Annotated in this window: 25 protein-coding genes, 3 tRNA genes and 1 other RNA gene; 27 read left to right on the top strand and 2 right to left on the bottom strand. The window is 53.3% G+C overall.

What is annotated here, in order from left to right; all coding sequences use genetic code 11:
- Positions 1 to 309 (top strand): 5-oxoproline transporter, DUF979 family subunit (locus tag NG42_RS23185; RefSeq protein ID WP_241488274.1); only part of this gene is annotated, 309 nt, incomplete at its 5' end.
- A 102-nt stretch (positions 310 to 411) separates the two neighbouring features.
- Complete coding sequence (gene nei / locus NG42_RS01120) at positions 412 to 1,203, top strand: endonuclease VIII (RefSeq protein ID WP_052896899.1); 792 nt, start codon at positions 412 to 414, stop codon at positions 1,201 to 1,203.
- A gap of 128 nt (positions 1,204 to 1,331) precedes the next feature.
- Here nei and NG42_RS01115 read toward each other — a convergent pair whose 3' ends face one another.
- Positions 1,332 to 2,618 (bottom strand): citrate synthase, encoded by a 1,287-nt coding sequence (locus NG42_RS01115; RefSeq protein WP_052896897.1) that lies wholly within the window; start codon positions 2,616 to 2,618, stop codon positions 1,332 to 1,334.
- Between the two features lie 636 nt (positions 2,619 to 3,254).
- On the opposite strand from NG42_RS01115, the gene sdhC reads away from it, so the two are divergent.
- The 23 genes from sdhC (at position 3,255) to NG42_RS21760 (ending at position 23,357) form a co-directional block, all read left to right on the top strand.
- Entirely contained in the window at positions 3,255 to 3,644 is a 390-nt protein-coding gene (gene sdhC, locus NG42_RS01110) for a succinate dehydrogenase cytochrome b556 subunit (protein WP_052896895.1), read from the top strand.
- A complete protein-coding gene (sdhD, locus tag NG42_RS01105; protein WP_052896893.1) occupies positions 3,638 to 3,985 on the top strand; it encodes a succinate dehydrogenase membrane anchor subunit in 348 nt (115 codons plus the stop codon). The genes sdhC and sdhD overlap by 7 nt, the downstream gene beginning before the upstream one ends.
- On the top strand, positions 3,985 to 5,751 hold the full coding sequence (gene sdhA / locus NG42_RS01100) for a succinate dehydrogenase flavoprotein subunit (protein ID WP_052896891.1): 1,767 nt from the start codon (positions 3,985 to 3,987) through the stop codon (positions 5,749 to 5,751). The genes sdhD and sdhA overlap by 1 nt, the downstream gene beginning before the upstream one ends.
- Before the next feature lie 18 nt (positions 5,752 to 5,769).
- Complete coding sequence (locus NG42_RS01095) at positions 5,770 to 6,486, top strand: succinate dehydrogenase iron-sulfur subunit (RefSeq protein ID WP_052896889.1); 717 nt, start codon at positions 5,770 to 5,772, stop codon at positions 6,484 to 6,486.
- 217 nt (positions 6,487 to 6,703) lie between these two features.
- On the top strand, positions 6,704 to 9,511 hold the full coding sequence (sucA, locus tag NG42_RS01090; protein ID WP_052896887.1) for a 2-oxoglutarate dehydrogenase E1 component: 2,808 nt from the start codon (positions 6,704 to 6,706) through the stop codon (positions 9,509 to 9,511).
- Positions 9,512 to 9,525: 14 nt separating this feature from the next.
- Positions 9,526 to 10,746, top strand: coding sequence for a 2-oxoglutarate dehydrogenase complex dihydrolipoyllysine-residue succinyltransferase (gene odhB / locus NG42_RS01085; protein ID WP_052896885.1), 1,221 nt, complete (start codon positions 9,526 to 9,528; stop codon positions 10,744 to 10,746).
- Positions 10,747 to 10,878: 132 nt separating this feature from the next.
- Positions 10,879 to 12,045 carry an ADP-forming succinate--CoA ligase subunit beta gene (gene sucC, locus NG42_RS01080; protein WP_052896883.1) on the top strand — a complete coding sequence of 389 codons (1,167 nt, stop codon included), beginning with the start codon at positions 10,879 to 10,881 and terminating at the stop codon, positions 12,043 to 12,045.
- Positions 12,045 to 12,917: a succinate--CoA ligase subunit alpha gene (gene sucD / locus NG42_RS01075; protein WP_052896881.1), complete on the top strand. Its 873-nt coding sequence runs from the start codon at positions 12,045 to 12,047 to the stop codon at positions 12,915 to 12,917. The genes sucC and sucD overlap by 1 nt, the downstream gene beginning before the upstream one ends.
- Positions 12,918 to 13,797: 880 nt before the next feature.
- Positions 13,798 to 15,366 (top strand): cytochrome ubiquinol oxidase subunit I, encoded by a 1,569-nt coding sequence (gene cydA, locus NG42_RS01070; RefSeq protein WP_052896879.1) that lies wholly within the window; start codon positions 13,798 to 13,800, stop codon positions 15,364 to 15,366.
- A 14-nt stretch (positions 15,367 to 15,380) separates the two neighbouring features.
- Entirely contained in the window at positions 15,381 to 16,520 is a 1,140-nt protein-coding gene (gene cydB, locus NG42_RS01065) for a cytochrome d ubiquinol oxidase subunit II (protein ID WP_052896877.1), read from the top strand.
- 15 nt (positions 16,521 to 16,535) lie between these two features.
- On the top strand, positions 16,536 to 16,649 hold the full coding sequence (cydX, locus tag NG42_RS21765) for a cytochrome bd-I oxidase subunit CydX (protein WP_072133152.1): 114 nt from the start codon (positions 16,536 to 16,538) through the stop codon (positions 16,647 to 16,649).
- On the top strand, positions 16,649 to 16,942 hold the full coding sequence (ybgE, locus tag NG42_RS01060; protein WP_052896875.1) for a cyd operon protein YbgE: 294 nt from the start codon (positions 16,649 to 16,651) through the stop codon (positions 16,940 to 16,942). The genes cydX and ybgE overlap by 1 nt, the downstream gene beginning before the upstream one ends.
- Positions 16,943 to 17,147: 205 nt before the next feature.
- Complete coding sequence (ybgC, locus tag NG42_RS01055; protein WP_052896873.1) at positions 17,148 to 17,552, top strand: tol-pal system-associated acyl-CoA thioesterase; 405 nt, start codon at positions 17,148 to 17,150, stop codon at positions 17,550 to 17,552.
- Positions 17,553 to 17,557: 5 nt separating this feature from the next.
- Entirely contained in the window at positions 17,558 to 18,235 is a 678-nt protein-coding gene (gene tolQ / locus NG42_RS01050) for a Tol-Pal system protein TolQ (RefSeq protein ID WP_173581457.1), read from the top strand.
- Positions 18,236 to 18,248: 13 nt separating this feature from the next.
- Complete coding sequence (gene tolR / locus NG42_RS01045) at positions 18,249 to 18,677, top strand: colicin uptake protein TolR (RefSeq protein ID WP_052896869.1); 429 nt, start codon at positions 18,249 to 18,251, stop codon at positions 18,675 to 18,677.
- A gap of 30 nt (positions 18,678 to 18,707) precedes the next feature.
- Positions 18,708 to 19,970, top strand: a complete 1,263-nt coding sequence (tolA, locus tag NG42_RS01040; protein ID WP_052896867.1) for a cell envelope integrity protein TolA — start codon at positions 18,708 to 18,710, stop codon at positions 19,968 to 19,970.
- A gap of 122 nt (positions 19,971 to 20,092) precedes the next feature.
- Positions 20,093 to 21,385: a Tol-Pal system beta propeller repeat protein TolB gene (tolB, locus tag NG42_RS01035; protein ID WP_052896865.1), complete on the top strand. Its 1,293-nt coding sequence runs from the start codon at positions 20,093 to 20,095 to the stop codon at positions 21,383 to 21,385.
- Positions 21,386 to 21,429: 44 nt separating this feature from the next.
- Positions 21,430 to 21,942, top strand: a complete 513-nt coding sequence (gene pal / locus NG42_RS01030) for a peptidoglycan-associated lipoprotein Pal (RefSeq protein ID WP_052896863.1) — start codon at positions 21,430 to 21,432, stop codon at positions 21,940 to 21,942.
- Positions 21,943 to 21,951: 9 nt separating this feature from the next.
- A complete protein-coding gene (gene cpoB / locus NG42_RS01025; RefSeq protein WP_052896861.1) occupies positions 21,952 to 22,749 on the top strand; it encodes a cell division protein CpoB in 798 nt (265 codons plus the stop codon).
- A gap of 164 nt (positions 22,750 to 22,913) precedes the next feature.
- A tRNA-Lys gene (locus tag NG42_RS01020) sits at positions 22,914 to 22,989 on the top strand.
- Positions 22,990 to 23,021: 32 nt separating this feature from the next.
- Positions 23,022 to 23,097: transfer RNA gene (locus NG42_RS01015), tRNA-Lys, on the top strand.
- 44 nt (positions 23,098 to 23,141) lie between these two features.
- A tRNA-Lys gene (locus NG42_RS01010) sits at positions 23,142 to 23,217 on the top strand.
- Between the two features lie 12 nt (positions 23,218 to 23,229).
- Positions 23,230 to 23,357, top strand: a non-coding RNA gene (locus NG42_RS21760) — RtT sRNA.
- A 227-nt stretch (positions 23,358 to 23,584) separates the two neighbouring features.
- Here NG42_RS21760 and NG42_RS01005 read toward each other — a convergent pair.
- Positions 23,585 to 25,039 (bottom strand): AlkA N-terminal domain-containing protein, encoded by a 1,455-nt coding sequence (locus tag NG42_RS01005; RefSeq protein WP_052896934.1) that lies wholly within the window; start codon positions 25,037 to 25,039, stop codon positions 23,585 to 23,587.
- Positions 25,040 to 25,231: 192 nt separating this feature from the next.
- Here NG42_RS01005 and NG42_RS01000 point away from each other — a divergent pair, with 192 nt between their 5' ends.
- Together NG42_RS01000 and nadA are read left to right on the top strand one after the other, a co-directional pair.
- Positions 25,232 to 25,729, top strand: a complete 498-nt coding sequence (locus NG42_RS01000) for a methylated-DNA--[protein]-cysteine S-methyltransferase (RefSeq protein WP_052896859.1) — start codon at positions 25,232 to 25,234, stop codon at positions 25,727 to 25,729.
- Between the two features lie 155 nt (positions 25,730 to 25,884).
- Positions 25,885 to 26,946: a quinolinate synthase NadA gene (gene nadA, locus NG42_RS00995; RefSeq protein WP_052896857.1), complete on the top strand. Its 1,062-nt coding sequence runs from the start codon at positions 25,885 to 25,887 to the stop codon at positions 26,944 to 26,946.
- The last annotated feature ends 3 nt before the right edge of the window (positions 26,947 to 26,949 follow it).

Below are 26,949 nucleotides of genomic sequence, written 5' to 3'. Positions count from 1 at the left end.
ATCGGTATGGCATTGCTGACGATGGTGATGGGCAACGCTTTTGCTGCCTTCCCGATTGTCACCGCCGGTATTGGTATTCCGATTCTGGTATTGCAGCATGGCGGCAATCCGGCGGTGATGGCGGCTATCGGGATGTTCTCCGGTTACTGTGGCACGCTGATGACGCCGATGGCGGCCAACTATAATCTGGTGCCTGCTGCACTGCTGGAATTACCCGATCGTAATGGGGTGATCAAAGCTCAGCTGCCAACCGGCGTGCTAATGTTAATCGTTAACGTATTTCTGCTGTATTTTCTGATGTTCCTTTAAAGGGGCAATGAAAAAAGCAGGGATTGCCGCATCTGCGTCATTTAATGGCGAACAGATTTATCCGCTGATGGGCGGTGCAACGTATTAAAGCAGGGAGTGGTTATGCCAGAAGGGCCGGAGATTCGACGGGCGGCGGATAAGCTGGAGCGCGCGATTCTGGGGAAAAAGCTGACGGATGTCTGGTTTGCTTTCCCACAACTGAAAACTTACGAACCAGCGCTGCTGGGTGAGCAGGTGACGGCGATTGAAACGCGTGGTAAAGCACTGCTGACCCACTTTTCCAATGGCCTGACTTTGTACAGCCACAATCAGCTGTACGGTGTCTGGCGGGTGGTAAACACTGGCGCGGAGCCAGCCACCAAACGCGTATTACGCGTGCGGCTGGCCAGTGAAGATCAGGCGATTTTATTGTACAGCGCCTCGGATATTGAGCTGCTGAACAGTGAGACGCTGGCGACGCATCCGTTTTTGCAACGGGTCGGGCCGGATGTGCTGGATATGACGCTGACCCCGGAACAGGTAGCAGAAAGACTGCTGTCGGCGCGCTTTCGGCGGCGGCAGTTCAGTGGATTATTGCTGGATCAGGCGTTTCTGGCCGGACTGGGTAACTATCTGCGGGCCGAGATTCTCTGGCAGGCACAGCTGTTGCCACAGCATAAAGCGCAGGATTTAGCGCCAGAGCAATTGGCGGCCTTTGCCGAAGCCTTGCTGGCCATTCCTCGTCACTCTTATCAGATGCGCGGCACGATGGATGAAAACGTTCATCACGGCGCGGCCTTCCGTTTTGAGGTGTTTCATCGCAACGGTAAACCCTGTGAACGTTGCGGCACGACTATCGAGAAAAGTACGCTGTCATCGCGGCCTTTTTACTGGTGTCCCGGCTGCCAGCGATAACAGCACCGTGTCAGGGGTAATCGTTGGTCACAAAAATTAACGCAGCAGGCCGAAATGCAGTACGGGAGCCGCCTGGCTCCCGTACTGATTATCGTCCGCAGGCAGCGCGAATGCTGCTCTGGCAACGGTTACTTTTTGTTAAGCTGTGAGGAGAATTCCCGCTTATCGTAACCGGTATACAGCTGACGCGGACGGGCAATTTTAATGCCGTCGTCGTGCATCTCTTTCCAGTGAGCAATCCAGCCAACGGTACGCGCCATCGCGAAGATCACGGTAAACATGGAGGAAGGAATACCCATCGCTTTCAGAATAATGCCGGAGTAGAAATCGACGTTAGGATAGAGTTTACGCTCGATAAAGTACGGGTCGTTCAGCGCGATATGTTCCAGCTCCATCGCCACTTCCAGCAGGTCATCTTTCATACCCAGCTCGTTCAGCACTTCATGGCAGGTTTCACGCATTACGGTCGCACGGGGATCGTAGTTTTTGTAAACGCGATGGCCGAAGCCCATCAGGCGGAAAGAGTCATTTTTATCTTTCGCACGTTTAACAAACTCAGGAATATGATCAACGCTGCTGATCTCTTCCAGCATCCGCAGGCAAGCTTCGTTGGCACCACCGTGCGCCGGTCCCCACAGAGAAGCGATACCTGCCGCGATACAGGCAAACGGGTTAGCACCGGAAGAACCGGCGGTACGTACCGTTGAGGTAGAGGCATTCTGCTCGTGATCGGCATGCAGCACCAGAATACGGTCCATGGCGCGTTCCAGCACCGGGTTGACCTTGTACTCTTCGCACGGGGTAGAGAACATCATATTCAGGAAGTTACCCGCGTAGGAGAGGTCATTACGTGGATAAACAAACGGCTGGCCAATGGAATATTTGTAGCACATCGCCGCGACGGTCGGCATTTTCGACAGCAGGCGGAATGCGGCGATTTCACGATGGCGCTCGATATTCACATCTAAAGAGTCGTGGTAAAACGCCGCCAGCGCACCGGTCACACCGCACATTACCGCCATTGGATGGGAATCACGACGGAAGCCCATAAACAGACGATTAATCTGCTCATGAATCATGGTGTGGCGGGTTACAGTGGTACGGAATTCATCAAACTGAGCCTGCGTCGGCGCTTCGCCGTTCAGCAGGATATAGCAGACTTCCAGGTAGTTGGAGTGCAAAGCTAACTGGTCAATCGGGAAACCGCGGTGCAGCAGAATTCCTTCATCACCGTCGATATAGGTAATTTTGGATTCGCAGGATGCAGTAGAAGTAAAGCCAGGGTCAAACGTGAACAGGCCTTTTGAACCCAGGGTGCGGATATCGATTTCGTTCTCACCAAGCGTACCATGCAGTACGTCCAGCTCAATCGGAGCTTCGCCTTCCAGGGTTAGTGTCGCTTTTTTATCAGCCATTTACAGTCTCCTTAGCGCCTTATTTGTAGGGATCTTTGACACCTGATTGGCCATCATACCTTGGGTTGCCTGCGAAGAGATGCAGTCTATCGACTCTGTGGCATATTTTATCTTGCAGGGTACAGAGCGATGGGCGCGTACAAGCGAGGGTCCGGCAGGCATGAAATGCTGCGTTACACGGTTGTTAAAGATCCGGTCTAGTCATTATTTTCTCGTAACCTTTACCTGATGCTTTCGGGTAGCTCACTTAATCACTGTTACATAACTTGTGCTTAGGGGAAAGTGTATCCCCATAACTTTTGTGCATCACAGGATTTTCAATCGTTCGTTTGTAACAGGAATGTTGAACTTTTGTCAAATCAGATAATTAAATTTGTATAAATTGTGAAAATCGTGAGGTTGATCACTGTTCGACCTAAATTATACCAAAGAGATTGTAGGGGAATTGTAATCAGATTGTGATCCCCCTATACTTCGGCCAGGTCTCCGGAACACCCTGCAGTAGGAGCCACCCAGCGTTTCATACGCGTCGTTTTGACACTGGACGTTGTAGTTTAAGTGCCTGGCGCAGTGCTTTATTGTTAACGCTGTCTGACCCCCCTTCAGGACCGGAGGAAGCAAAATAAGAAAAGCTGTGTGGGCAAAACCGTGAAAAAACAAAGACCTGTCAACTTGGATCTCACTACGATCCGGTTTCCCGTTACTGCAATAGCGTCCATTCTCCACCGCGTCTCCGGCGTGATCACCTTTGTGGCGGTCGGCATTCTGCTTTGGCTACTTGGTCTCTCTCTCTCATCACCCGAAGGCTTCCTGCAGGCATCCGCCGTTATGGACAGCTTTATTGTTAAATTCATCGTGTGGGGCATTCTTACCGCGCTGGCATATCACATTGCCGGTGGCATCCGCCATATGCTGATGGATTTTGGTTACCTGGGCGAAACCTTACAAATTGGTACGCGTTCTGCTCAGGTGGCTTTTGGTATCACTGTCGTGCTTTCAATTCTGGCTGGAGTCCTCGTATGGTAAGCAATGCTTCTGCACTGGGGCGCAACGGCGTACATGACTGGTTGCTGTTACGCGCTGCTGCCATGGTTATTACCCTCTATGTGCTCTATATCCTCGGTTTCTTGGTGGTGTCCGATACGCTGACGTATGACATCTGGCGTGGATTTTTCGCCTCCTCATTTACCAAAGTGTTCACGCTGCTGACCCTGTTATCCATCCTGGTACATGGCTGGATTGGGATGTGGCAGGTGCTGACTGACTACGTTAAGCCGGTTGCGCTGCGCTTAATGTTGCAGCTGGTGGTCGTGGTTGCGCTGTTGGTCTATGCGATTTATGGAACTGTTGTGGTGTGGGGTGCTTAATGAAATTGCCAGTCAGAGAATTTGACGCCGTTGTTATCGGCGCAGGTGGTGCAGGCATGCGTGCCGCGCTACAGATTTCCCAATCGGGCCAGAGCTGTGCCCTGTTATCAAAAGTTTTTCCAACTCGTTCCCACACCGTGTCTGCTCAGGGCGGTATTACCGTTGCGCTGGGTAACAGCCACGAGGATAACTGGGAATGGCATATGTATGACACCGTCAAAGGTTCCGACTATATCGGTGACCAGGACGCGATCGAATATATGTGTAAAACCGGCCCGGAAGCGATTCTGGAACTGGAACATATGGGTCTGCCGTTCTCCCGTCTGGACGATGGCCGTATTTACCAGCGTCCGTTCGGCGGCCAGTCACTGAACTTCGGTGGCGAGCAGGCTGCACGTACTGCCGCAGCGGCTGACCGTACCGGTCACGCCTTGCTGCATACCCTGTATCAGCAGAACCTGAAAAACAAAACCACCATCTTCTCCGAATGGTATGCGCTGGATCTGGTGAAAAACGCTGACGGTGCCATTGTCGGTTGTACCGCGCTGAATATTGAAGATGGCGAAGTGGTCTACTTTAAAGCGCGCGCCACAGTGCTGGCGACCGGTGGGGCAGGCCGTATCTATCAGTCGACTACCAACGCCCATATCAATACCGGTGACGGCGTCGGCATGGCGCTGCGTGCGGGTGTGCCAGTGCAGGATATGGAAATGTGGCAGTTCCACCCGACCGGTATCGCCGGTGCCGGGGTGCTGGTCACCGAAGGCTGTCGTGGTGAAGGCGGATATCTGCTGAATAAACACGGCGAACGCTTTATGGAACGCTATGCGCCTAATGCCAAAGACCTCGCGGGTCGTGATGTGGTGGCGCGTTCAATTATGATCGAAATTCGTGAAGGCCGTGGCTGTGATGGTCCATGGGGGCCGCACGCCAAACTGAAACTGGACCACCTGGGTAAAGACGTCCTCGAATCCCGCCTGCCGGGCATTCTGGAGCTGTCACGCACCTTTGCTCACGTCGACCCGGTAAAAGAGCCGATTCCGGTGATTCCAACCTGTCACTATATGATGGGCGGTATTCCGACCAAAGTGACCGGTCAGGCGCTGACGGTCAATGAGCAGGGTGAAGATGTGGTGATCCCTGGCCTGTTTGCGGTCGGTGAAATTGCCTGCGTATCGGTTCACGGTGCTAACCGCCTTGGCGGTAACTCGCTGCTTGATTTGGTGGTGTTTGGTCGTTCTGCCGGTCTGCATCTGCAGGAGTCCATTCAGCAGCAGGGCGAACTGCGTGATGCGACGGAGGAAGATATTGAAGCCTCACTGGCACGGATGAACCGCTGGAACAATAACACCACCGGTGAAGATCCGGCGGAGCTGCGCAAAGCCCTGCAATCCTGTATGCAGCATAACTTCTCGGTATTCCGTGAAGGTGATGCGATGGCAAAAGGTCTGGAAGAGCTGAAAGCACTGCGTGAACGCCTGAAAAATGCGCGTCTGGATGACCGCTCCAGCGATTTTAACACCCAGCGTGTTGAGTGTCTGGAACTGGATAACCTGATGGAAACCGCTTATGCCACCGCGGTATCCGCGAACTTCCGTACCGAAAGTCGTGGTGCGCACAGCCGCTTTGACTTCCCGGACCGTGATGATGCTAACTGGTTATGTCACAGCTTGTATCTGCCGCAAAGCGAAAGCATGACGCGCCGTGAGGTGAACATGCAGCCTAAGCTGCGCGAGGCCTTCCCGCCGAAAGCGCGTACTTACTAAATTTGCGGAGATAAGAAGATGAGACTCGAATTTTCTATTTATCGTTACAACCCGGATGTTGACGATGCTCCGCGTATGCAGGAGTACACCCTTGAGAGTGAAGAAGGGCGCGACATGATGTTGCTGGACGCACTGATGCGTCTGAAAGAGAAGGATCCGACGCTGGCATTCCGTCGCTCCTGTCGTGAAGGGGTCTGCGGTTCTGACGGCCTGAATATGAACGGTAAAAACGGTCTGGCGTGTATCACGCCGGTCTCGGCACTGGGCAATGGCAAACAGAAAATTGTTATCCGCCCACTGCCTGGATTACCGGTCATTCGCGATCTGGTAGTAGACATGAGCCAGTTCTACGCTCAGTATGAGAAGATTAAGCCTTACCTGTTGAATAATGGAGAGAATCCGCCAGCACGTGAGCATTTGCAACAGCCGGAACAGCGTGAAAAGCTGGATGGCCTGTACGAATGTATTCTGTGCGCCTGTTGCTCGACCTCTTGTCCGTCATTCTGGTGGAACCCGGACAAATTTATCGGTCCGGCAGGCTTACTGGCCGCTTATCGTTTCCTGATCGACAGCCGCGATACGGAAACCAATGCGCGCCTGGATGATTTAAATGATGCTTTCAGCGTATTCCGCTGTCACAGCATTATGAACTGTGTGAGCGTATGTCCGAAAGGGCTGAACCCGACGCGTGCCATCGGCCATATTAAGTCGATGCTGTTGCAGAGAAGCGCTTAACCGCACAGCCTCCGGGAACCGCAGGGTTCCCGGAAAAACAGGAAGCCGTTAAAAACGCTTGCATCTTTTGCGACCGTTTTTAAAGGTTCCCTTACGGGCCCGGGCGCCGATAGCGCACAATGCTCGTATCGTTGAACTGTATTTGTACTACGGCAAGCCGTTAACCCGGCAAAAAATGAAACCTCGAAAAAAAGCATAAAATGCTTAAGGGATCACAATGCAGAACAGCGCGATGAAGCCCTGGCTGGACTCTTCCTGGCTGGCGGGCGCGAACCAGTCTTACATAGAGCAGCTCTATGAAGATTTTCTTACCGATCCTGACTCTGTAGATGCTGCATGGCGTGAGATGTTCCAGCAGCTTCCTGGCACTGGGGTTAGACCTGAACAGTTCCACTCCGCAACGCGCGAGTATTTTCGTCGTCTGGCGAAAGACGCTTCGCGTTACACCTCTTCTGTCACCGACCCCGATACCAACAGCAAACAGGTCAAAGTACTGCAACTGATTAACGCGTTTCGTTTCCGCGGCCATCAGCAAGCAAACCTTGATCCGCTTGGCCTGTGGAAACAGGATGCGGTAGCCGATCTCGATCCTGCCTTCCACGATCTTACTGACGCAGATTTCCAGGAAAGCTTCAATGTGGGCTCGTTTGCCATCGGCAAAGAGACCATGAAGCTCGCCGATCTGTATGCGGCGCTGAAGCAGACCTATTGCGGTTCGATCGGTGCAGAGTATATGCATATTACCAATACCGAAGAGAAACGCTGGATTCAGCAGCGCATCGAATCGGTGGTCGGTCATGCTAACTTCACCACCGATGAGAAAAAAGGTTTCCTGAAACAGCTGACCGCAGCAGAAGGTCTGGAGCGTTATCTCGGTGCGAAATTCCCGGGTGCAAAACGCTTCTCACTGGAAGGCGGCGATGCGCTGGTACCGATGCTGAACGAAATGATTCGTCATGCCGGTAAGAGCGGAACCCGTGAAGTGGTGCTGGGGATGGCGCACCGCGGTCGTCTGAACGTGCTGATTAACGTGCTCGGTAAAAAGCCGCAGGATCTGTTCGACGAATTCGCCGGTAAGCATAAAGAACACCTCGGCACCGGCGACGTGAAGTACCATATGGGCTTCTCGTCTGACGTTGAAACCGAAGGTGGCATGGTGCACCTGGCGCTGGCGTTTAACCCGTCTCACCTTGAGATTGTTAGCCCGGTAGTGATGGGTTCTGTGCGTGCGCGTCTGGATCGTCTGGACGAGCCGAGCAGCAATAAAGTGTTGCCAATCACCATCCACGGTGATGCCGCTGTCACCGGCCAGGGCGTGGTTCAGGAAACCCTGAACATGTCTCAGGCGCGCGGTTATGAAGTTGGCGGAACCGTTCGCATCGTGATTAACAACCAGATTGGTTTCACCACTTCCAATCCGAAAGATGCGCGTTCCACCCAGTACTGTACCGATATCGGTAAAATGGTACTGGCACCGATTTTCCACGTTAATGCTGACGATCCTGAAGCGGTGGCATTCGTTACCCGTCTGGCGTTGGATTTCCGTAACACCTTCAAACGTGACGTGTTTATCGACCTGGTGTGCTATCGCCGTCATGGTCATAACGAAGCTGATGAGCCAAGTGCAACTCAGCCGATTATGTACCAGAAGATCAAGAAGCACCCGACGCCGCGTAAGTTGTATGCTGACAAGCTGGAAGCTGAAAAAGTGGCCAGCCTGGAAGATGCCACGGAAATGGTCAACCTGTACCGTGATGCGCTGGATGCCGGTGAATGTGTGGTGCCTGAATGGCGTCCAATGAGCCTGCACTCCTTCACCTGGTCACCGTATCTGAATCACGACTGGGACGAAGCTTACCCGGCATCCCTCGATCTTAAACGTTTGCAGGATCTGGCAAAACGTATCAGTCAGGTACCGGAAAGCGTTGAGATGCAGTCGCGCGTGGCGAAGATCTATAACGACCGTGCGCAGATGGCCGAAGGTAATAAGGCATTCGACTGGGGCGCAGCCGAGAACCTCGCTTATGCCACGCTGGTCGATGAAGGCATTCCGTGCCGTCTCTCTGGTGAAGATATGGGCCGTGGCACCTTCTTCCACCGCCACGCGGTAATTCATAACCAGGCTAACGGTTCCACCTATACCCCGTTGCAGCATATTCACAGTGGTCAGGGCGTGTTTAAGGTCTGGGACTCCGTGCTGTCGGAAGAAGCGGTACTGGCGTTTGAATACGGTTATGCCACGGCGGAACCACGTACCCTGACCATCTGGGAAGCGCAGTTCGGCGACTTCGCCAACGGTGCGCAGGTGGTTATCGACCAGTTCATCAGTTCCGGTGAGCAGAAATGGGGCCGTATGTGCGGTCTGGTGATGCTGCTGCCACACGGTTACGAAGGCCAGGGCCCGGAGCACTCCTCCGCTCGTCTGGAGCGTTATCTGCAACTTTGCGCTGAGCAAAATATGCAGGTTTGCGTGCCTTCCACCCCGGCACAGGTTTACCACATGCTGCGTCGTCAGGCGCTGCGCGGTATGCGTCGCCCGCTGGTGGTGATGTCACCGAAATCGCTGCTGCGTCATCCGCTGGCGATTTCCAGCCTGGAAGACCTGGCAACCGGTGGCTTTAAACCGGCGATCGGCGAGATTGATGACCTTGATCCGCAAGGCGTGAAACGCGTCGTGCTCTGCTCAGGTAAAGTTTACTATGACCTGTTAGAGCAGCGTCGCAAAAACGAACAAACTGACGTTGCCATTGTGCGTATTGAACAGCTGTATCCATTCCCGCACAAAGCGGTACAGGATGCGTTGCAGCCGTATTCACACGTGCATGATTTCGTCTGGTGTCAGGAAGAGCCGCTGAACCAGGGTGCCTGGTATTGCAGTCAGCACCACTTCCGTGAAGTTGTGCCTTTTGGGGCTTCATTACGTTACGCCGGTCGCCCAGCATCCGCTTCGCCGGCAGTTGGCTACATGTCCGTTCACCAGAAACAGCAACAAGACCTGGTTAATGACGCGCTGAACGTTGATTAAATAAAGGATAGATAATGAGTAGCGTAGATATTCTCGTTCCCGACCTGCCTGAATCCGTTGCCGATGCTTCTGTGGCAACCTGGCACAAAAAACCAGGCGATGCGGTCACCCGCGATGAAGTACTGGTAGAAATTGAAACGGATAAAGTGGTACTGGAAGTGCCCGCTTCTGCGGATGGCGTACTGGAAGCCATCCTGGAAGAAGAGGGTGCGACAGTCACCTCTCGTCAGGTGCTGGGTCGCCTGAAAGAGGGGAATAGCGGCGGCAAAGAGACCTCTGCTAAATCAGACACCAAAGAGTCAAACCCGTCTCAGCGCCATACTGCGGCACTGGATGAAGAGAGCAACGATGCACTCAGCCCGGCGATCCGTCGCCTGATCGCTGAGCACGATCTCGATGCCGCAGCCATTAAAGGCAGCGGTGTTGGCGGTCGTATTACCCGTGAAGATGTTGAGAAGCACCTGGCGAACAGCAAACCGGCTGATAAAAAAGCGGAAGCGAAACCCGCAGCGGCACCAGCACCTTCACTGGCCGGTCGCAGTGAAAAACGCGTGCCAATGACCCGCCTGCGCAAACGCGTAGCGGAACGTCTGCTGGAAGCGAAAAACAGCACCGCGATGCTGACCACCTTCAACGAAGTGAACATGAAGCCAATCATGCAGCTGCGTAAGCAGTATGGCGAAGCGTTCGAGAAGCGTCATGGTGTACGTCTGGGCTTTATGTCCTTCTACATCAAAGCGGTGGTTGAAGCGCTGAAGCGCTTCCCGGAAGTGAATGCGTCAATCGATGGCGAAGATGTGGTTTACCACAACTACTTCGACGTCAGCATCGCGGTTTCCACACCGCGCGGCCTGGTGACCCCGGTACTGCGTGATGTTGATGCGCTGGGCATGGCGGATATCGAGAAGAAAATCAAGGAATTGGCGGTTAAAGGTCGTGACGGTAAACTGACCGTAGACGAGCTGACCGGCGGTAACTTCACCATCACCAATGGTGGGGTATTTGGTTCACTGATGTCGACGCCAATTATCAACCCGCCGCAGAGCGCGATTCTTGGTATGCACGCCATCAAAGATCGTCCGATGGCGGTCAACGGCCAGGTTGAAATCCTGCCGATGATGTATCTGGCACTCTCCTACGATCACCGCCTGATCGATGGCCGCGAATCTGTCGGTTATCTGGTGGCAGTGAAAGAGATGTTGGAAGATCCGGCGCGCCTGCTGCTGGACGTTTAACCTCGTCGGGCACGGTTTTGACCGTGCCCAACCCTATGTGTGGTCGGTTATCCACTCTGTGCTCTGCTGCCATCGGCAGCAAGATACAGCGAAGCCGGCCAAATCTTTTCAGATCTGAATGGATAGAACATCATGAACTTACACGAATACCAGGCGAAACAGCTGTTTGCACGGTATGGCCTGCCGGCTCCTACCGGTTACGCCTGCACCACGCCACGTGAAGCGGAAGAAGCAGCCTCTAAAATCGGCGCAGGCCCGTGGGTGGTAAAATGTCAGGTTCATGCCGGTGGCCGTGGTAAAGCGGGCGGTGTGAAGGTAGTGAACAGCAAAGAAGATATTCGTACTTTCGCTGAAAACTGGCTGGGTAAACGTCTGGTGACCTATCAGACTGATGCTAACGGTCAGCCGGTAAACCAGATTCTGGTTGAAGCGGCAACTGATATCGATAAAGAACTGTATCTCGGCGCGGTGGTTGACCGTGGCACCCGTCGTGTGGTGTTTATGGCTTCGACTGAAGGCGGCGTGGAAATTGAAAAAGTGGCGGAAGAGACCCCGCACCTGATTCACAAAATGGCGCTGGATCCGTTAACCGGTCCACAGCCTTACCAGGGTCGCGAGCTGGCGTTTAAACTGGGTCTGACCGGTAAGCAAGTTAGCCAGTTCACCAAGATCTTTATGGGTCTGGCGACGCTGTTCCTCGAGCGCGATCTGGCGCTGGTTGAGATTAACCCGCTGGTGATCACTAAGCAGGGCGACCTGGTTTGTCTTGATGGCAAACTGACTGCCGACGGCAATGCACTGTTCCGTCAGCCTGAGCTGCGCGAAATGCGCGATCCAAGCCAGGAAGATTCCCGTGAAGCACACGCCGCTCAATGGGAACTGAACTACGTGGCGCTGGAAGGTAACATCGGTTGTATGGTAAACGGTGCCGGTCTGGCAATGGGTACCATGGACATCGTTAAACTGAGCGGTGGCCAGCCAGCAAACTTCCTCGACGTGGGCGGCGGCGCGACCAAAGAGCGCGTGACCGAAGCGTTTAAAATCATTCTGTCCGACGACGCGGTTAAAGCGGTATTTGTTAACATCTTCGGTGGCATTGTGCGCTGTGACCTGATTGCTGATGGCATCATCGGCGCGGTAGCAGAAGTGGGTGTCAACGTGCCGGTAGTGGTCCGTCTGGAAGGTAACAATGCCGAGCTGGGTGCCAAAAAACTGGCAGACAGCGGTCTGAATATTATTGCAGCAACCAGCCTGAGTGACGCAGCGCAGCGCGTTGTAGCTGCAGCGGAGGGTAAATAATGTCCATTTTGATCGACAAAAACACCAAAGTTATCTGCCAGGGTTTCACCGGCGGTCAGGGTACTTTCCACTCCGAGCAGGCACTGGCTTATGGCACGCAGCTGGTTGGCGGTGTGACGCCAGGTAAAGGCGGTACTGAGCATCTGGGTCTGCCAGTGTTTAACACCGTGCGTGAAGCGGTTGAAGCCACTGGCGCGACCGCGTCGGTGATTTACGTTCCGGCTCCTTTCTGCAAAGACGGTATTCTTGAAGCGATCGAAGCGGGTATCAAACTGATCATCACCATCACTGAAGGTATTCCTACCCTCGATATGCTGACGGTGAAAGTGAAGCTGGACGAAGCAGGTGTGCGCATGATCGGGCCAAACTGCCCGGGCGTGATCACCCCAGGCGAATGCAAAATTGGCATTATGCCAGGCCATATCCATCAGCCAGGCCGTATCGGTATCGTTTCGCGTTCCGGTACCCTGACTTATGAAGCGGTTAAGCAGACCACCGATATCGGCTACGGCCAGTCGACCTGCGTCGGTATCGGCGGTGACCCGATCCCAGGCTCTAACTTTATCGATATCCTGAAACTGTTCCAGGACGATCCACAGACTGAAGCGATCGTGATGATCGGTGAGATCGGTGGCAGCGCGGAAGAAGAAGCCGCAGCGTTTATCAAAGATCACGTGACCAAGCCGGTTGTTGGCTATATCGCGGGTGTGACTGCGCCGAAAGGCAAGCGTATGGGTCACGCCGGTGCGATTATCGCCGGTGGTAAAGGCACCGCGGATGAGAAATTTGCTGCGCTTGAAGCCGCAGGCGTGAAAACCGTTCGTAGCCTGGCAGATATCGGCGACGCGGTGAAAGCGGTATTACCTCAATAATAACGCTGTGTCTGAAACCTGCCTGGCAGGTTTACCCTCTCAACATATTGGCCACCTGCGGGTGGCCTTTTTTATGGGTTCAGGTAGCGGAATTGCAGGAGTGCTGTAGGGGAGCCGTTTTCGGCTCCCGTGGTGCAAACCCCCAGCACGGGCGGTAAGCGCCATACGTCAGAAGTCGTTAAGTGAAGACACCACACTCTTTTTCTGCAAACCGGCAAAAGTCAGCTATCCTTACTGAAACAAAGGTTAAATCTCTATATATTTAGCGTGAAAGATTTGTGAAATAAACAGGAATACCCATCAAAAAAGGAATAATAGCGAAAATAATAATGCCAGGAAAACTGGCTGATTATTCCAGTAATATTTTCAGATTATTGCTACGACAACGTTAAAAAAAATGTCGGTTATTTTTATTAATTCTGAAATTTTATCACGCGACTGGCTCAATTATTTAACATCAGCTTTACCCAACACTATCCCCGTCTCTTCTGCATTAACATAGATCAAAGAAAAAGGTTTTATATCAAGCTTTAGGACTAGATTAACGTCTCACTTTTCGTATAAATTGCGTTGCATCAATTTCGCGTGATTCAGAGAGTTAAGCGAAATGCGATGTAGCGACGAAAAAGGGGATAAGCATCACGTTAATAACTATTTGTCGTTAGCTTAAAGCGGCGTATGATATTCACGTCTCATTCGTCGTTAATATTACTTTATTTATCAGCTGTATCTGCTTTGCCTGTCCTGGGCAGAACTGTGCAGTATTACTGGATCAATATCAGCCGTTTTTATTGGGCATTCACAGTGGTGAGGAATGACTGGCGCTGGCCGGTTGTTTTGCCATATGTCGGAGTCTTCCTGCGAGGAGCAAGGGGTCAAGATGTTTGATATCGTCGAACTGTCGCGCTTACAGTTTGCCCTGACTGCAATGTATCACTTCCTGTTCGTTCCGCTGACGCTGGGTTTGGCGTTTTTGCTGGCGATTATGGAAACCGTTTACGTGCTGTCGGGCAAACAAATTTATAAGGATATGACCAAGTTCTGGGGCAAGTTATTTGCAATTAACTTTGCGCTGGGCGTGGCCACGGGCCTGACCATGGAGTTCCAGTTCGGAACCAACTGGTCATACTTTTCGCACTATGTCGGTGACATCTTTGGCGCACCGCTGGCTATCGAAGGATTGATGGCATTTTTCCTTGAATCCACCTTCGTTGGCTTATTCTTCTTTGGCTGGGATCGTCTCAGCAAAGTGCAGCATATGGCCGTCACCTGGCTGGTGGCACTCGGTTCCAACCTCTCGGCATTATGGATCCTGGTGGCAAACGGCTGGATGCAAAACCCTATCGCATCCGATTTTAATTTCGAAACCATGCGCATGGAGATGGTCAGCTTCTCCGAACTGGTACTCAACCCGGTCGCGCAGGTGAAATTCGTTCACACCGTTGCGGCGGGCTATACCTGCGGCGCGATGTTTGTGCTCGGTATCAGCTCTTACTATTTATTGCGTGGGCGCGACGTGGCATTTGCCAAACGTTCTTTCGCCATTGCGGCCAGCTTTGGTATGGCGGCGATTCTGTCAGTGATCGTGCTGGGTGATGAATCCGGTTACGAAATGGGTGACGTGCAGAAAACCAAACTGGCGGCCATCGAGGCGGAGTGGGAAACCCAACCGGCTCCGGCGGCATTTACGCTATTTGGTCTGCCCGACCAGGAAACGCAGCAGAACCGATATGCCGTGCAGATCCCGTATCTGCTCGGGCTGATCGCCACCCGCTCCGTCGATAAACCGGTCACCGGCCTGAAAGAGCTGATGGTGCAGCATGAAGTGCGTATCCGTAACGGCATGAAAGCGTATCAGCTGCTGGAAGAGTTGCGCTCAGGCAATCAGGATCCGGCGATACGTGCGGCATTCGATCAGCATAAACAGGATCTGGGTTATGGCCTGTTACTGAAGCGCTACACGCCAAATGTGTCTGACGCTTCTGAAGAGCAGATTCAACAGGCAACGAAGGACTCGATTCCACGCGTTGCGCCGCTCTACTTCTCCTTCCGCATTATGGTGGGCTGCGGTGTGCTGATGCTGATCATTATCGGCCTGTCGTTCTGGAGCGTCATTCGTAATCGTATCGGCAAAAATCGTCTGCTGCTGAAAGCCGCGCTGTACGGGATTCCATTACCGTGGATTGCCATCGAAGCCGGCTGGTTTGTCGCTGAGTATGGCCGTCAGCCATGGGCGATTGGTGAAGTGTTGCCGACGGCGGTCGCCAACTCCTCGCTGACCGTGGGCGACCTGCTGTTTTCCATGGGGCTGATTTGCGGCCTGTATACGCTGTTCCTGGTGGCGGAAATGTACCTGATGTTCAAATTTGCCCGCCTCGGTCCAAGCAGTCTGAAAACCGGCCGTTATCACTTCGAACAGTCAACGCTTTCGTCACAGCCGCTGCGATAAACAGGAGTCGATAAATGTTAGATTACGAAGTATTGCGCTTTATCTGGTGGCTGTTGATTGGCATCTTGCTGATTGGCTTTGCCGTCACCGATGGTTTCGATATGGGCGTCGGTATGCTGTCGCGCATTATCGGCCGCACCGATACCGAACGCCGGGTGATGATCAACTCGATTGCTCCGCACTGGGATGGCAACCAGGTGTGGTTGATCACCGCCGGTGGCGCGCTGTTTGCTGCCTGGCCGATGGTGTATGCCGCTGCGTTCTCCGGTTTTTATGTGGCGATGATTCTGGTGCTGGCGTCGCTGTTCTTCCGTCCGGTCGGTTTTGACTACCGTTCGAAGATTGAAGATATGCGCTGGCGCGGCATGTGGGACTGGGGCATTTTTATCGGCAGCTTTGTGCCGCCGCTGGTTATTGGTGTGGCGTTCGGCAACCTGTTGCAGGGCGTGCCGTTCCACGCCGATGAATATTTGCGCCTGTTTTACACCGGTAATTTCTTCCAGTTGCTCAACCCGTTTGGCCTGCTGGCCGGAATTGTCAGCCTGACGATGATTCTGACGCAGGGCGCCACTTACCTGCAAATGCGTACGAGCGGCGAGGTGCATCTGCGCGCGCGTATTGCAGCGCAAATCTCCGCGCTGGTGATGATGGTCGGCTTCGCGCTGGCGGGCGTATGGGTGGTATACGGCATCGACGGTTATGTGGTGACGTCAACCCTCGACCATGCTGCGGCGTCCAACCCGCTGACTAAAGAGGTGGCGCGTGAAGCCGGTGCCTGGCTGGTTAACTTTAACCAGACACCGATTCTGTGGCTGATCCCGGCACTGGGCGTGGTGTTGCCGTTGCTGACCCTCCTCTGTTCGCGACTGGAGAAGGGCGCCTGGGCATTTATCTTCTCTTCGCTGACCGTGGCCTGCGTGATTCTGACGGCGGGCGTGGCAATGTTCCCATTTATTATGCCGTCAAGCACTGTGCCAAATGTCAGCCTGACCATGTGGGATGCGACCTCCAGCTTACTGACGCTGAAACTGATGACCTTTGTGGCGATAGTTTTCGTGCCGATTATCCTGGCGTACACCAGCTGGTGTTACTACAAAATGTTCGGTCGCATTACTAAAGAGCAGATCGAAAACAACAACCATTCTCTCTATTAATTAAGGAGCAGAACAATGTGGTACTTTGCCTGGATTCTCGGCACGCTGCTGGCCTGTTCATTTGGCATTATCACGGCGCTGGCGCTGGAGCACATCGAAGAGAGTGCTGCGGCGAAAGAGCAGAAGTGATGGCGAAGCTGATTGCACAGTTGTATGACGTGATGGACAAGAGCCCGTTACGGGCTCTTTCTCTGGTGCTGGCACTGTTGCTGGCGGGCTGTATGTTCTGGGAGCCGTCGCGCTTTGCCGCTAAAACCGGGCCGCTTTCTCTCTGGCAGGGTTTGCTGATGATGTGGGCGGTGTGTACCGGCGTTATCCATGGCGTCGGGTTTCGTCAGCGTCGACTGCGCTGGCGTGCACTGTTTTCACCGTTACCGTCTCAGATTATTCTGCTACTCGGGCTGGCTTTCTTCTTCCTGTAAAATTAATGTTTATGGCCGGGTGACTGACGGCCATTAATAAATAGATTAATCTGTTTTTTTGTCAGGACTTGTCTAAGATTCATCCCGAAAACCCTTCCAGTTGTTTCCTTCAGATAATTATTTTCGTTAGCCTCTGGCAATCCATTCCAAACCAGATTGCTCTTGCGTATAGTAGCAACGTTTAAGAGCATTACCGGGATGTAGAGTGAGTACAACGCTGTTTAGATGGCCGGTACGCGTCTATTACGAAGACACGGATGCCGGCGGCGTGGTTTACCATGCCAGCTATGTCGCTTTTTATGAACGAGCACGTACTGAAATGCTGCGCCAGCATCATTTCAACCAACAGGCGCTGCTGGAACAGCAGGTCGCTTTTGTGGTGAGTCGAATCACAGTTGACTACCTTGCGGCGGCACGCCTTGATGATTTGCTGGAAGTGCAAAGCGAGGTGGTAGCAATGCGCAGGACGACTATGACATTCGCACAACGTATCGTTAATGCTGAAGGCAAGGTTCTGAACGAAGCGGAAGTTCTGATCGCCTGCATCAACCCACATCTTATGAAGCCGATAGCGCTTCCCAAGTCTATTGTCGCGGAGTTCAAGCAGTGACTGACATGAACATTCTTGATTTGTTCCTGAAGGCAAGCCTTCTGGTCAAACTTATCATGTTGATTTTGATTGGGTTTTCTATTGCCTCATGGGCAATCATTATCCAGCGTACCCGTATTCTGAACGCCGCAGGGCGTGATGCTGAGGCTTTTGAAGATAAGTTCTGGTCCGGTATCGAGCTGTCGCGTCTGTATCAGGAGAGCCAGGCACGTCGCGATGAGCTGGGTGGCTCTGAGCAAATTTTCTATGCCGGCTTTAAAGAGTTTGCGCGTCTGCATCGTGCCAATAACCATGCGCCAGAGGCGGTGGTGGAAGGTGCCAGTCGTGCGATGCGTATTTCCATGAACCGTGAGCTGGAAGCGCTGGAAAACCATATCCCGTTCCTCGGCACCGTAGGTTCCATCAGCCCATATATCGGTCTGTTCGGTACCGTCTGGGGAATTATGCACGCCTTTATCGCGCTGGGCGCGGTGAAGCAGGCCACCTTGCAGATGGTTGCGCCAGGTATTGCCGAAGCACTGATCGCCACCGCGATTGGTCTGTTTGCCGCAATTCCGGCGGTTATGGCCTACAACCGCCTGACCCAGCGCGTAAACAAGCTGGAGCAGAACTACGACAACTTTATGGAAGAGTTCACGGCTATCCTGCATCGTCAGGCGTTCTCCAGCGAGAACAGCAAGTAATCGGAGGTTACCCATGGCCAGAACGCGTGGTCGCGGTCGCCGCGATCTCAAATCTGAGATCAACATTGTTCCACTGCTCGACGTGTTGCTGGTGCTGCTGCTGATTTTTATGGCGACGGCACCGATCATTACGCAGAGCGTGGAAGTTGATCTGCCGGATGCGACAGATTCAAAAACGGTCTCCAGTGATGACAATCCGCCGGTAATCGTTGAAGTGTCAGGTGTGGGTCAGTACAGCCTGGTGGTTGATCACGATCGTATGGAGCAGTTGCCTTCCGAGCAGGTGGTGGCTGAAGCGCAGCGTCGACTTCAGGAGAACCCGAAAACGGTATTCCTGATTGGCGGAGCGAAAGACGTGCCTTACGACGAAATCATCAAAGCGCTGAATTTGCTGCACCAGGCGGGCGTGAAGTCCGTCGGATTGATGACGCAGCCGATCTAATTAATTCGAACCGTTTTTTGGGAACCGAGAGTGTCGAAGGCAACCGAGCAGAACGATAAGTTAAAACGCGCCATTATCATTTCAGTGATATTGCATATCTTTTTGATTGCATTGCTGATCTGGAGCTCGTTTGACGAACATATCGACGCCAGCGCTGGCGGTGGCGGGAGCGATATAGATGCCGTGATGGTCGATCCTGGCGCGGTAGTCGAACAGTACAATCGTCAGCAGAATCAGCAGAGTGACAGCAAGCGTGCTGAACAGCAGCGTAAAAAGCAGGCTGAGCAGCAGGCAGAAGAGCTTCAGCAAAAACAGGCCGCGGAACAGCAGCGGTTGAAAGAGCTGGAGAAAGAACGACTGCAGGCTCAGGAAGAGGCGAAACAGCAGGCTAAGGATCAGGCCGAGCAGCAGAAACAAGCGCAGGCAGCGGCAAAAGAAGCGCAGGAGCAGCAGAAACAGGCGGAAGCGGCCGCAGCGAAGGCGAAAGCCGATGCCAAAGCGGATGCCCAGGCGAAAGCTGCGGCTGAGGCGAAAAAGCAAGCCGAAGAAGAAGTGAAGAAAGCCGCTGCTGATGCGAAGAAAAAAGCGGAAGAGCAGGCGAAAGAAGCGGCAGCAAAAGATGCGGCAGCAGAAGCAGCGAAAGTGAAAGCAGCGGAAGACGCAAAAGCGAAAGCCGATGCTAAAGCCAAAGCCGCAGCTGATGCGAAAGCCAAAGCGGCCGCAGATGCGAAGGCGAAAGCGGCGGAAGAAGCGAAAGAGGCGCAGGAAAAAGCGGCTCAGGAAGCGAAAGAAAAAGCTGCCGAAGAAGCCAAAGCGAAAGCGGCTGCTGACGCGAAGAAGAAAGCCGATGCCGCGGCGAAAGCGAAAGCGGCTGCCGATGCGAAGAAGAAAGCGGCTGCTGATGCCGCGGCGTCCAGTGACGTCGATGATCTTCTTGGCGGGCTGACTTCCGGTAAGAATGCGCCGAAAGAAGGTAAAGGTGCAGCAGCAGGGCAGGGAAATCAGAAAAAAGCGGGTGCTTCAGGTGCTGAGATTAGTGGATATTTAGGCCAGATCACCGGCGCTATCCAGAGCAAGTTCTATGATGCGGATTTGTACCGTGGCAAGAGCTGTGATTTACGCATTAAACTGGCACCGGATGGCTTATTGATTGATGTAAAAGCGGAAGGTGGCGACCCGGCACTTTGCCAGGCTGCTATCGCAGCAGCCAAACAGGCGCGTATTCCTAAGCCACCGAGCCAGGCAGTTTATGAAGTGTTTAAAAATGCACCGATGACTTTCAGGCCGCAGTAATACAGTAACAATCGGCATGTTGAACTATGTTAAACATGCCGTACTCTAAATTGCTTTGCATTAATGGTTCGTTGAAACACTGCTAATTATCGTGGACTACGGGTTCAGATAAGGGAGAAATGATGAAGCAGGCACTTCGTGTAGCGTTAAGCTTTTTACTTCTGTGGGCAGCCGTGCTGCATGCCGAAGTCCGTATTGAGATTACCCAGGGTGTGAACACTGCCCGTCCTATCGGCGTGGTGCCGTTTAAATGGGATGGTCCGGGTGCTGCACCAGAAGATGTTGGCGGTATTGTCGCTGCTGACTTGCGTAACAGTGGTAAATTTAACCCACTGGATCGCGCGCGTTTACCACAGCAGCCGACTTCACCTTCTGAAGTTCAGCCTGCGGCGTGGAGCGCACTGGGTATTGACGCTGTGGTGGTCGGCCAGGTGCAACCTGGCGCTGATGGCAGCTTCACGGTCTCTTATCAACTGGTGGATACCGCCGGTTCTCCGGGTACTGTATTGGCGCAGAACTCATTTAAAGTGACTAAGCAGTGGCTGCGTTTTGCCGCCCATACTGCCAGTGACGAAGCGTTTGAAAAGCTGACCGGGATTAAGGGCGCGTTCCGTACCCGTATCGCTTACGTGGTCACGACCAATGGCGGTCAGTTCCCGTATGAGCTGCGCGTCTCTGACTACGACGGTTATAACCAGGCGGTAGTTCACCGTTCACCACAGCCGCTGATGTCACCGTCATGGTCTCCGGATGCCAGCAAACTGGCCTACGTGACCTTTGAAAGCGGTCGTTCTGCGCTGGTGGTACAGACGCTGGCCAGCGGGGCAATTAAGCAAATTGCTTCATTCCCGCGTCATAACGGTGCGCCTGCGTTCTCGCCAGACGGCAGCAAACTGGCGTTTGCCCTGTCGAAAAGCGGTAGCCTGAATATTTATGTGACCGACCTTGCCTCTGGCCAGATGCGCCAGGTGACGGATGGTCGCAGCAATAATACTGAGCCGACGTGGTTCCCGGATAGCCAGAACCTGGCCTATACCTCGGATCAGGCAGGTCGCCCTCAGATTTATAAAGTGAATATCAACGGCGGCGCGCCACAGCGTCTGACCTGGGAAGGTTCCCAGAATCAGAACTCTGATGTCAGCACCGACGGAAAATCTTTGGTGATGGTTAGCACCAATGGCGGTGCGCAGCATATCGCCAGACAAGATCTGGAAACGGGAGCCGTTCAAACGTTAACGGACACGTTCCTGGATGAGACGCCAAGTCTCGCACCTAACGGCACGATGGTGATCTACAGCTCTACTCAGGGTATGGGTTCCGTGTTGCAGTTGGTTTCGACCGATGGGCGTTTCAAAGCGCGTCTTCCGGCAACTGATGGACAGGTCAAATCTCCTGCCTGGTCGCCGTATCTGTGATGCATGTGTAAATATGTATAGCAAACTATAATAGGATTTTAGAAATGCAACTGAACAAAGTGCTGAAGGGTTTACTGCTGGCACTGCCAGTGATTGCTGTGGCTGCATGTAGCTCACATAAAAACAACAACAACGATCAGACCGGTATGGGTGCTGATGGTTCTAACGGCGGCATGACCAATGGAAACATGTCTTCTGAAGAGCAGGCACGTCTGCAGATGCAAGAACTGCAGAGAAACAACATTGTTTACTTCGGTCTGGACAAATACGACATCGCTTCTGACTTCGCTCAGATGCTGGATGCGCACGCAGCATTCCTGCGTAGCAACCCGTCTTACAAAGTAACCGTAGAAGGTCATGCGGATGAGCGTGGTACTCCTGAGTACAACATTTCCCTGGGCGAGCGTCGTGCTAACTCCGTGAAAATGTACCTGCAGGGTAAAGGCGTTTCTGCTGATCAGATCTCTATCGTTTCTTACGGTAAAGAGAAGCCAGCTGTACTGGGTCATGACGAAGCGGCTTACGCCAAAAACCGTCGTGCCGTACTGGTATACTAAGAGAATCACATGATTAGTAGCTTCAGAACTCACCTGTTGAGTCTGTCGTTACTGGTTGGCGTAGCGGCCCCCTGGGCCGCTAATGCCCAGGCGTCAATCAGTAGCGTTGGCTCTGGCTCGGTAGAAGACCGTGTCACCACACTTGAGCGTATTTCTAATGCTCAGGGACAACTCCTTCAACAACTTCAGCAGCAACTCAATGATAATCAGCGCGATATCGATTCGCTGCGCGGACAGATTCAGGAAAGTAGCTATCAGCTGAATCAGGTCGTTGAGCGGCAGAAACAGATCTATCAACAAATCGACAGTCTCAGCAGCAATGGCGGCGCTCAGGGCGCGTCAGGTGGCGATGCAGCGTCCGCAGGTGCGGGTGCAGCGGCTGACAGCGCGTCTGCAGGCGGCGGTAGCACGGCTGCTGCACCCGCGCAAAGCGGTGATGCCAATACGGATTACAATGCAGCGGTGGCGCTGGTACTGGAGAAGAAGCAATACGATCAGGCGATTGCTGCTTTTCAGGCATTTGTTAAGAAATACCCGGATTCGACTTACCAGCCGAATGCCAATTACTGGCTCGGTCAGTTGAATTACAACAAAGGTAAGAAAGACGACGCTGCATACTATTTCGCCACTGTAGTGAAAAATTATCCTAAATCACCTAAGAGCTCGGAAGCGCTGTATAAGGTTGGGGTGATCATGCAGGACAAAGGCGACAATGCAAAAGCCAAAGCGGTTTATCAGCAAGTCGTTAAACAGTATCCAAATACTGAATCAGCAAAGCAGGCGCAAAAGCGCGCAGCGGGCCTGTAATCGTCGCGGTTTGACCAGATATCGTGTGATTTCTGGTCTTGCCGCACGAAAGGCAAGCAGTTGAACAACTTATTGGAAAATAGTGGTTGCGCTGAAAATTCAAATCAGTAATATATGCCGCCGTTGACAGGGCATAAGTGAAAGCGCTCTGACAGCAATAAAGTGGGTCGTTAGCTCAGTTGGTAGAGCAGTTGACTTTTAATCAATTGGTCGCAGGTTCGAATCCTGCACGACCCACCACTTCGAAGAGTAAAAGTTTTAAACCGCATTGCGGGTCGTTAGCTCAGTTGGTAGAGCAGTTGACTTTTAATCAATTGGTCGCAGGTTCGAATCCTGCACGACCCACCACTTATTTAGTGGTAATCGGATAGTAAAGTTTTAAACCGCACAGCGGGTCGTTAGCTCAGTTGGTAGAGCAGTTGACTTTTAATCAATTGGTCGCAGGTTCGAATCCTGCACGACCCACCACTTATTATGTGGTAACCGGTATAAAATCGTAAAGGATGAGAACCGTAAAGGTTCGGGTCGAGCGAAAGCGAGACAACGTTGCCTCCGGCAACGGCCCGAAGGGCGAGGCCACAGGCCGAGTCATCCTGCAAGACCCACCAAATTCAGAAAAAAGCACCCAAAGGGTGCTTTTTTCGTTTCTGATATCACTGTTGTAGGGGCAGCGTTTTCGCTGCCCGTGCCAGGGGTTAGCACCTTCTGTGCCATCAGGACGGGAGCCGAAAACGGCTCCCCTACAGCATTCCAGAAATTCCGGCGATTTTTTCTTAAACCACCAGCATTAGCCGAAAACCGCTATCCTGAATTATTCCCCGCCCGATGGCACCTTTTACTTCGCCGACATATTTTTCCAGATATGCATCACCGCATAACTGCGCCACGGTCGCCACGCCTGCGACATCTCTTCCGCCTGTTTTGCGCTGACGCCACCGAGATTGTTTCGTATCGCAATATCCTCTTTTGGAAAGGCATCCGGCCAGCGTAGCGCACGCATCGCAATATAGTTGGCGGTCCACTGACCAATACCCGGCAATGTTACCAGTTGAGCTATCGCTTTATCCGGGTCGTTGCCTGCTTCAAGTTGTAGCTCACCAGAGGCACAGGCCTGCGCCATGGCAAGAATGCATCTGGCACGGGCACTGACAATCCCAAGGCTGGCGATATCATCAATACTCGCCTCGGTAATCCGCGTTGCCAGCGGCGACAGGCGGCTGAGTTCGGTAAAAGGCGTAGCGATGTGCGCGCCGAAAGCATCAGCAAAACGGCAGGCGAGGGTAGTAGCCGCTTTGACGGTGATTTGCTGGCCGAGAATCGCGCGGATCGCCATTTCGAAACCATCATATGCGCCGGGAACCCGCAGGCCCGGATGACTGAGCACGCTCTGTTGCAGCAGCGGATACTGTTGCAAGTGAGCTGCAATCAGATCCGGACGCGCCGCAAGGTCAAACAGGTTGCGTAAGCGCCGTAACAGCGCCGGCAGCACCGGGGTTAACGAATGGGTAAACTCAACCATCAGCGCGTGTTTCGCTGGCGCATGGGTCACACGCACCCAGCCAGTGCAGTTGCCCAGACGCACGGTACGCGCATAACTGTCCTCAGTGATCAACTCCACATCTTTAATCGCGCGCAGGCGGAGAAACGCCAGCATCGCCTGCCAGTCATAGGGCGGTCGATAGCTCAGTTGCAGGGTTGAGGTGTCAGCGGCATCAACGTGCTGGTGCTCGTCAGTCGCAGCTTTACGTAAGCGACTGGGTGACATGCGGTACTGGCGATTAAAGGCGTCATTAAAGCGGCGCAAACTGGTAAAACCGCTGGCAAATGCAATCTCAGTAACCGGCAGCTGCGTTTCGGTCAGTAACTGCTTGGCCAGTAACAGGCGTCGTGTCCGCTTAAGCTCGCGCGGTGAAACCCCCAGCTGTTGTTGAACAATACGCCGCAGCTGGCGTGCGCTGATGCCCAACTGCCTGGCAATGTTAAACAAGCTTTCACCGTCTTCTTCACTTTCATCAATCCGCTGCACTAACAGCCCGGCGATACGGTGTGCGTTGTCAACCGGCGCATTGCCGGGTGCCAGTTCAGGACGACAGCGCAGGCAGGGGCGAAATGAGGCTTTCTCTGCCGCTTCGGCACTGTCAAAAAACACACAGTTCTCCTGACGCGGCGCTTTTACCGGACAGATCGGACGGCAGTAGATACCGGTTGACGTGACGCCGACATAAAATACGCCGTCGAAACGCACGTCGCGGGAAGTCAGGGCCTGATAAGCAGCATTGTTATCCATAATGCGAGATTCCTTGACGGGGAAAGATTCCTCTACTGTAAAGCAAGCCATCATCTGCGACTGGCCATTTTCGGACATGAAACTATTTTACTCTGATGTCCGAAAACGGCCAGTTGCTGGCAGGAAATCAGCGATACTATGCGCAACGATCGCGGTTGCTAATTGTGCACCGCGACAGTAACCGGAGAGCAGACAATGGCTTACTACTACAAACTGATGACATCGCCGGTCGGCGTGCTGACATTACTGGCCAGCGAACGCGGGCTGGCGGCGATCCTCTGGCAGGATGACGATCCTAAACGCGTGCGCCTGAGCCCGGTGACAGAAAATAATCAGCATCCGCTGCTGCTGGAAACCGAACGTCAGTTGAAGGATTATTTTGCCGGTAAGCGGCGCAGCTTCGATCTGCCACTGGACTTTGTGGGCACCGAGTTTCAGAAAAGGGTTTGGGCAGCGCTGGTGGCAATTCCGTTTGGCGAAACCCGCAGTTATGGCGAGATTGCCCGGCAAATAGGTCATCCTACAGCGGTACGTGCCGTCGGGGCCGCTAACGGCAAGAACCCGATTTCGATTGTGGCTCCCTGTCACCGGGTTATTGGTGCCAACGGTAAACTGACCGGCTTTGCTGGCGGGCTGGCGACCAAAGCCTTTTTACTGGATATCGAAACCGGCAAGTCCGTGCGGCTGGAATGATCTGGCTCACATCTTCCGCTTAAAGTTAAAAAATCAGCGACAGGCGCAGACAATTTGGTTATCGTGTTTAGCATATAAAACATCCGGCGCTTTCTGTCGGATGAAATGCTGATAATTCGCTTAAAACGTTAAGTCGAAGAAACGAGACTGGTGATATGAGCCTGATGTTCGATCCGGAAACCGCAGTGTATCCTTTCCCGCCGAAACCGGCGCGGCTGTCTGTTGATGAAAAGCAGCATTATCGGGAAAAAATTAAGCGTCTGCTGAAAGAGCGCGATGCGGTGATGGTAGCCCACTACTACACTGACCCGGAAATTCAGGCGCTGGCGGAAGAGACCGGCGGCTGTATTTCTGATTCGCTGGAAATGGCACGTTTTGGCAGCAACCACTCAGCGTCTACCCTGCTGGTTGCTGGCGTGCGCTTTATGGGCGAAACGGCGAAGATCCTCAGTCCGGAAAAAACCGTGCTGATGCCGACATTGCAGGCCGAGTGTTCGCTGGATCTTGGCTGCCCGATTGAAGAATTCAATCGGTTTTGCGACAGCCATCCGGATCGTACCGTGGTGGTGTATGCCAACACCTCAGCGGCGGTAAAGGCGCGTGCCGACTGGGTGGTGACCTCCAGCATTGCGGTTGAGCTGATCGAGCATCTCGACAGTCTCGGTGAGAAAATCATCTGGGCGCCGGATCGTCATCTTGGGCGCTACGTTACCCGCCAGACCGATGCGGATGTGCTGTGCTGGCAGGGTGCCTGTATTGTGCACGATGAATTTAAAACCCAGGCGTTGCAGCGGATGAAAGCGCTTTATCCGCAGGCGGCGGTGCTGGTTCACCCGGAATCACCGCAGGCGATTGTCGATTTGGCGGATGCGGTGGGCTCCACCAGTCAGCTGATTCAGGCGGCGCAAAGTTTGCCGCATCCGCAGATGATTGTGGCGACCGACCGCGGCATTTTCTACAAAATGCAGCAGGCGTGTCCGGATAAAGAGCTGCTGGAAGCGCCGACCGCCGGTGAGGGGGCCAGCTGCCGCAGCTGCGCGCACTGTCCGTGGATGGCGATGAACGGACTGAAGGCGATTGCCGACGGGCTGGAGCAGGGCGGCAGTCAGCATGAAATTCATGTTGATGAGGCTTTACGCCAGGCGGCATTGATCCCGTTGAATCGTATGCTATCTTTTGCTGCAGATCTCAAACTTAAGGTAAAGGGCAACGCCTGATAC

This window comes from Winslowiella iniecta, assembly GCF_001267535.1.
GTDB lineage: Bacteria > Pseudomonadota > Gammaproteobacteria > Enterobacterales > Enterobacteriaceae > Erwinia > Erwinia iniecta.
This window is presented reverse-complemented; position numbering and strand designations above follow the sequence as displayed.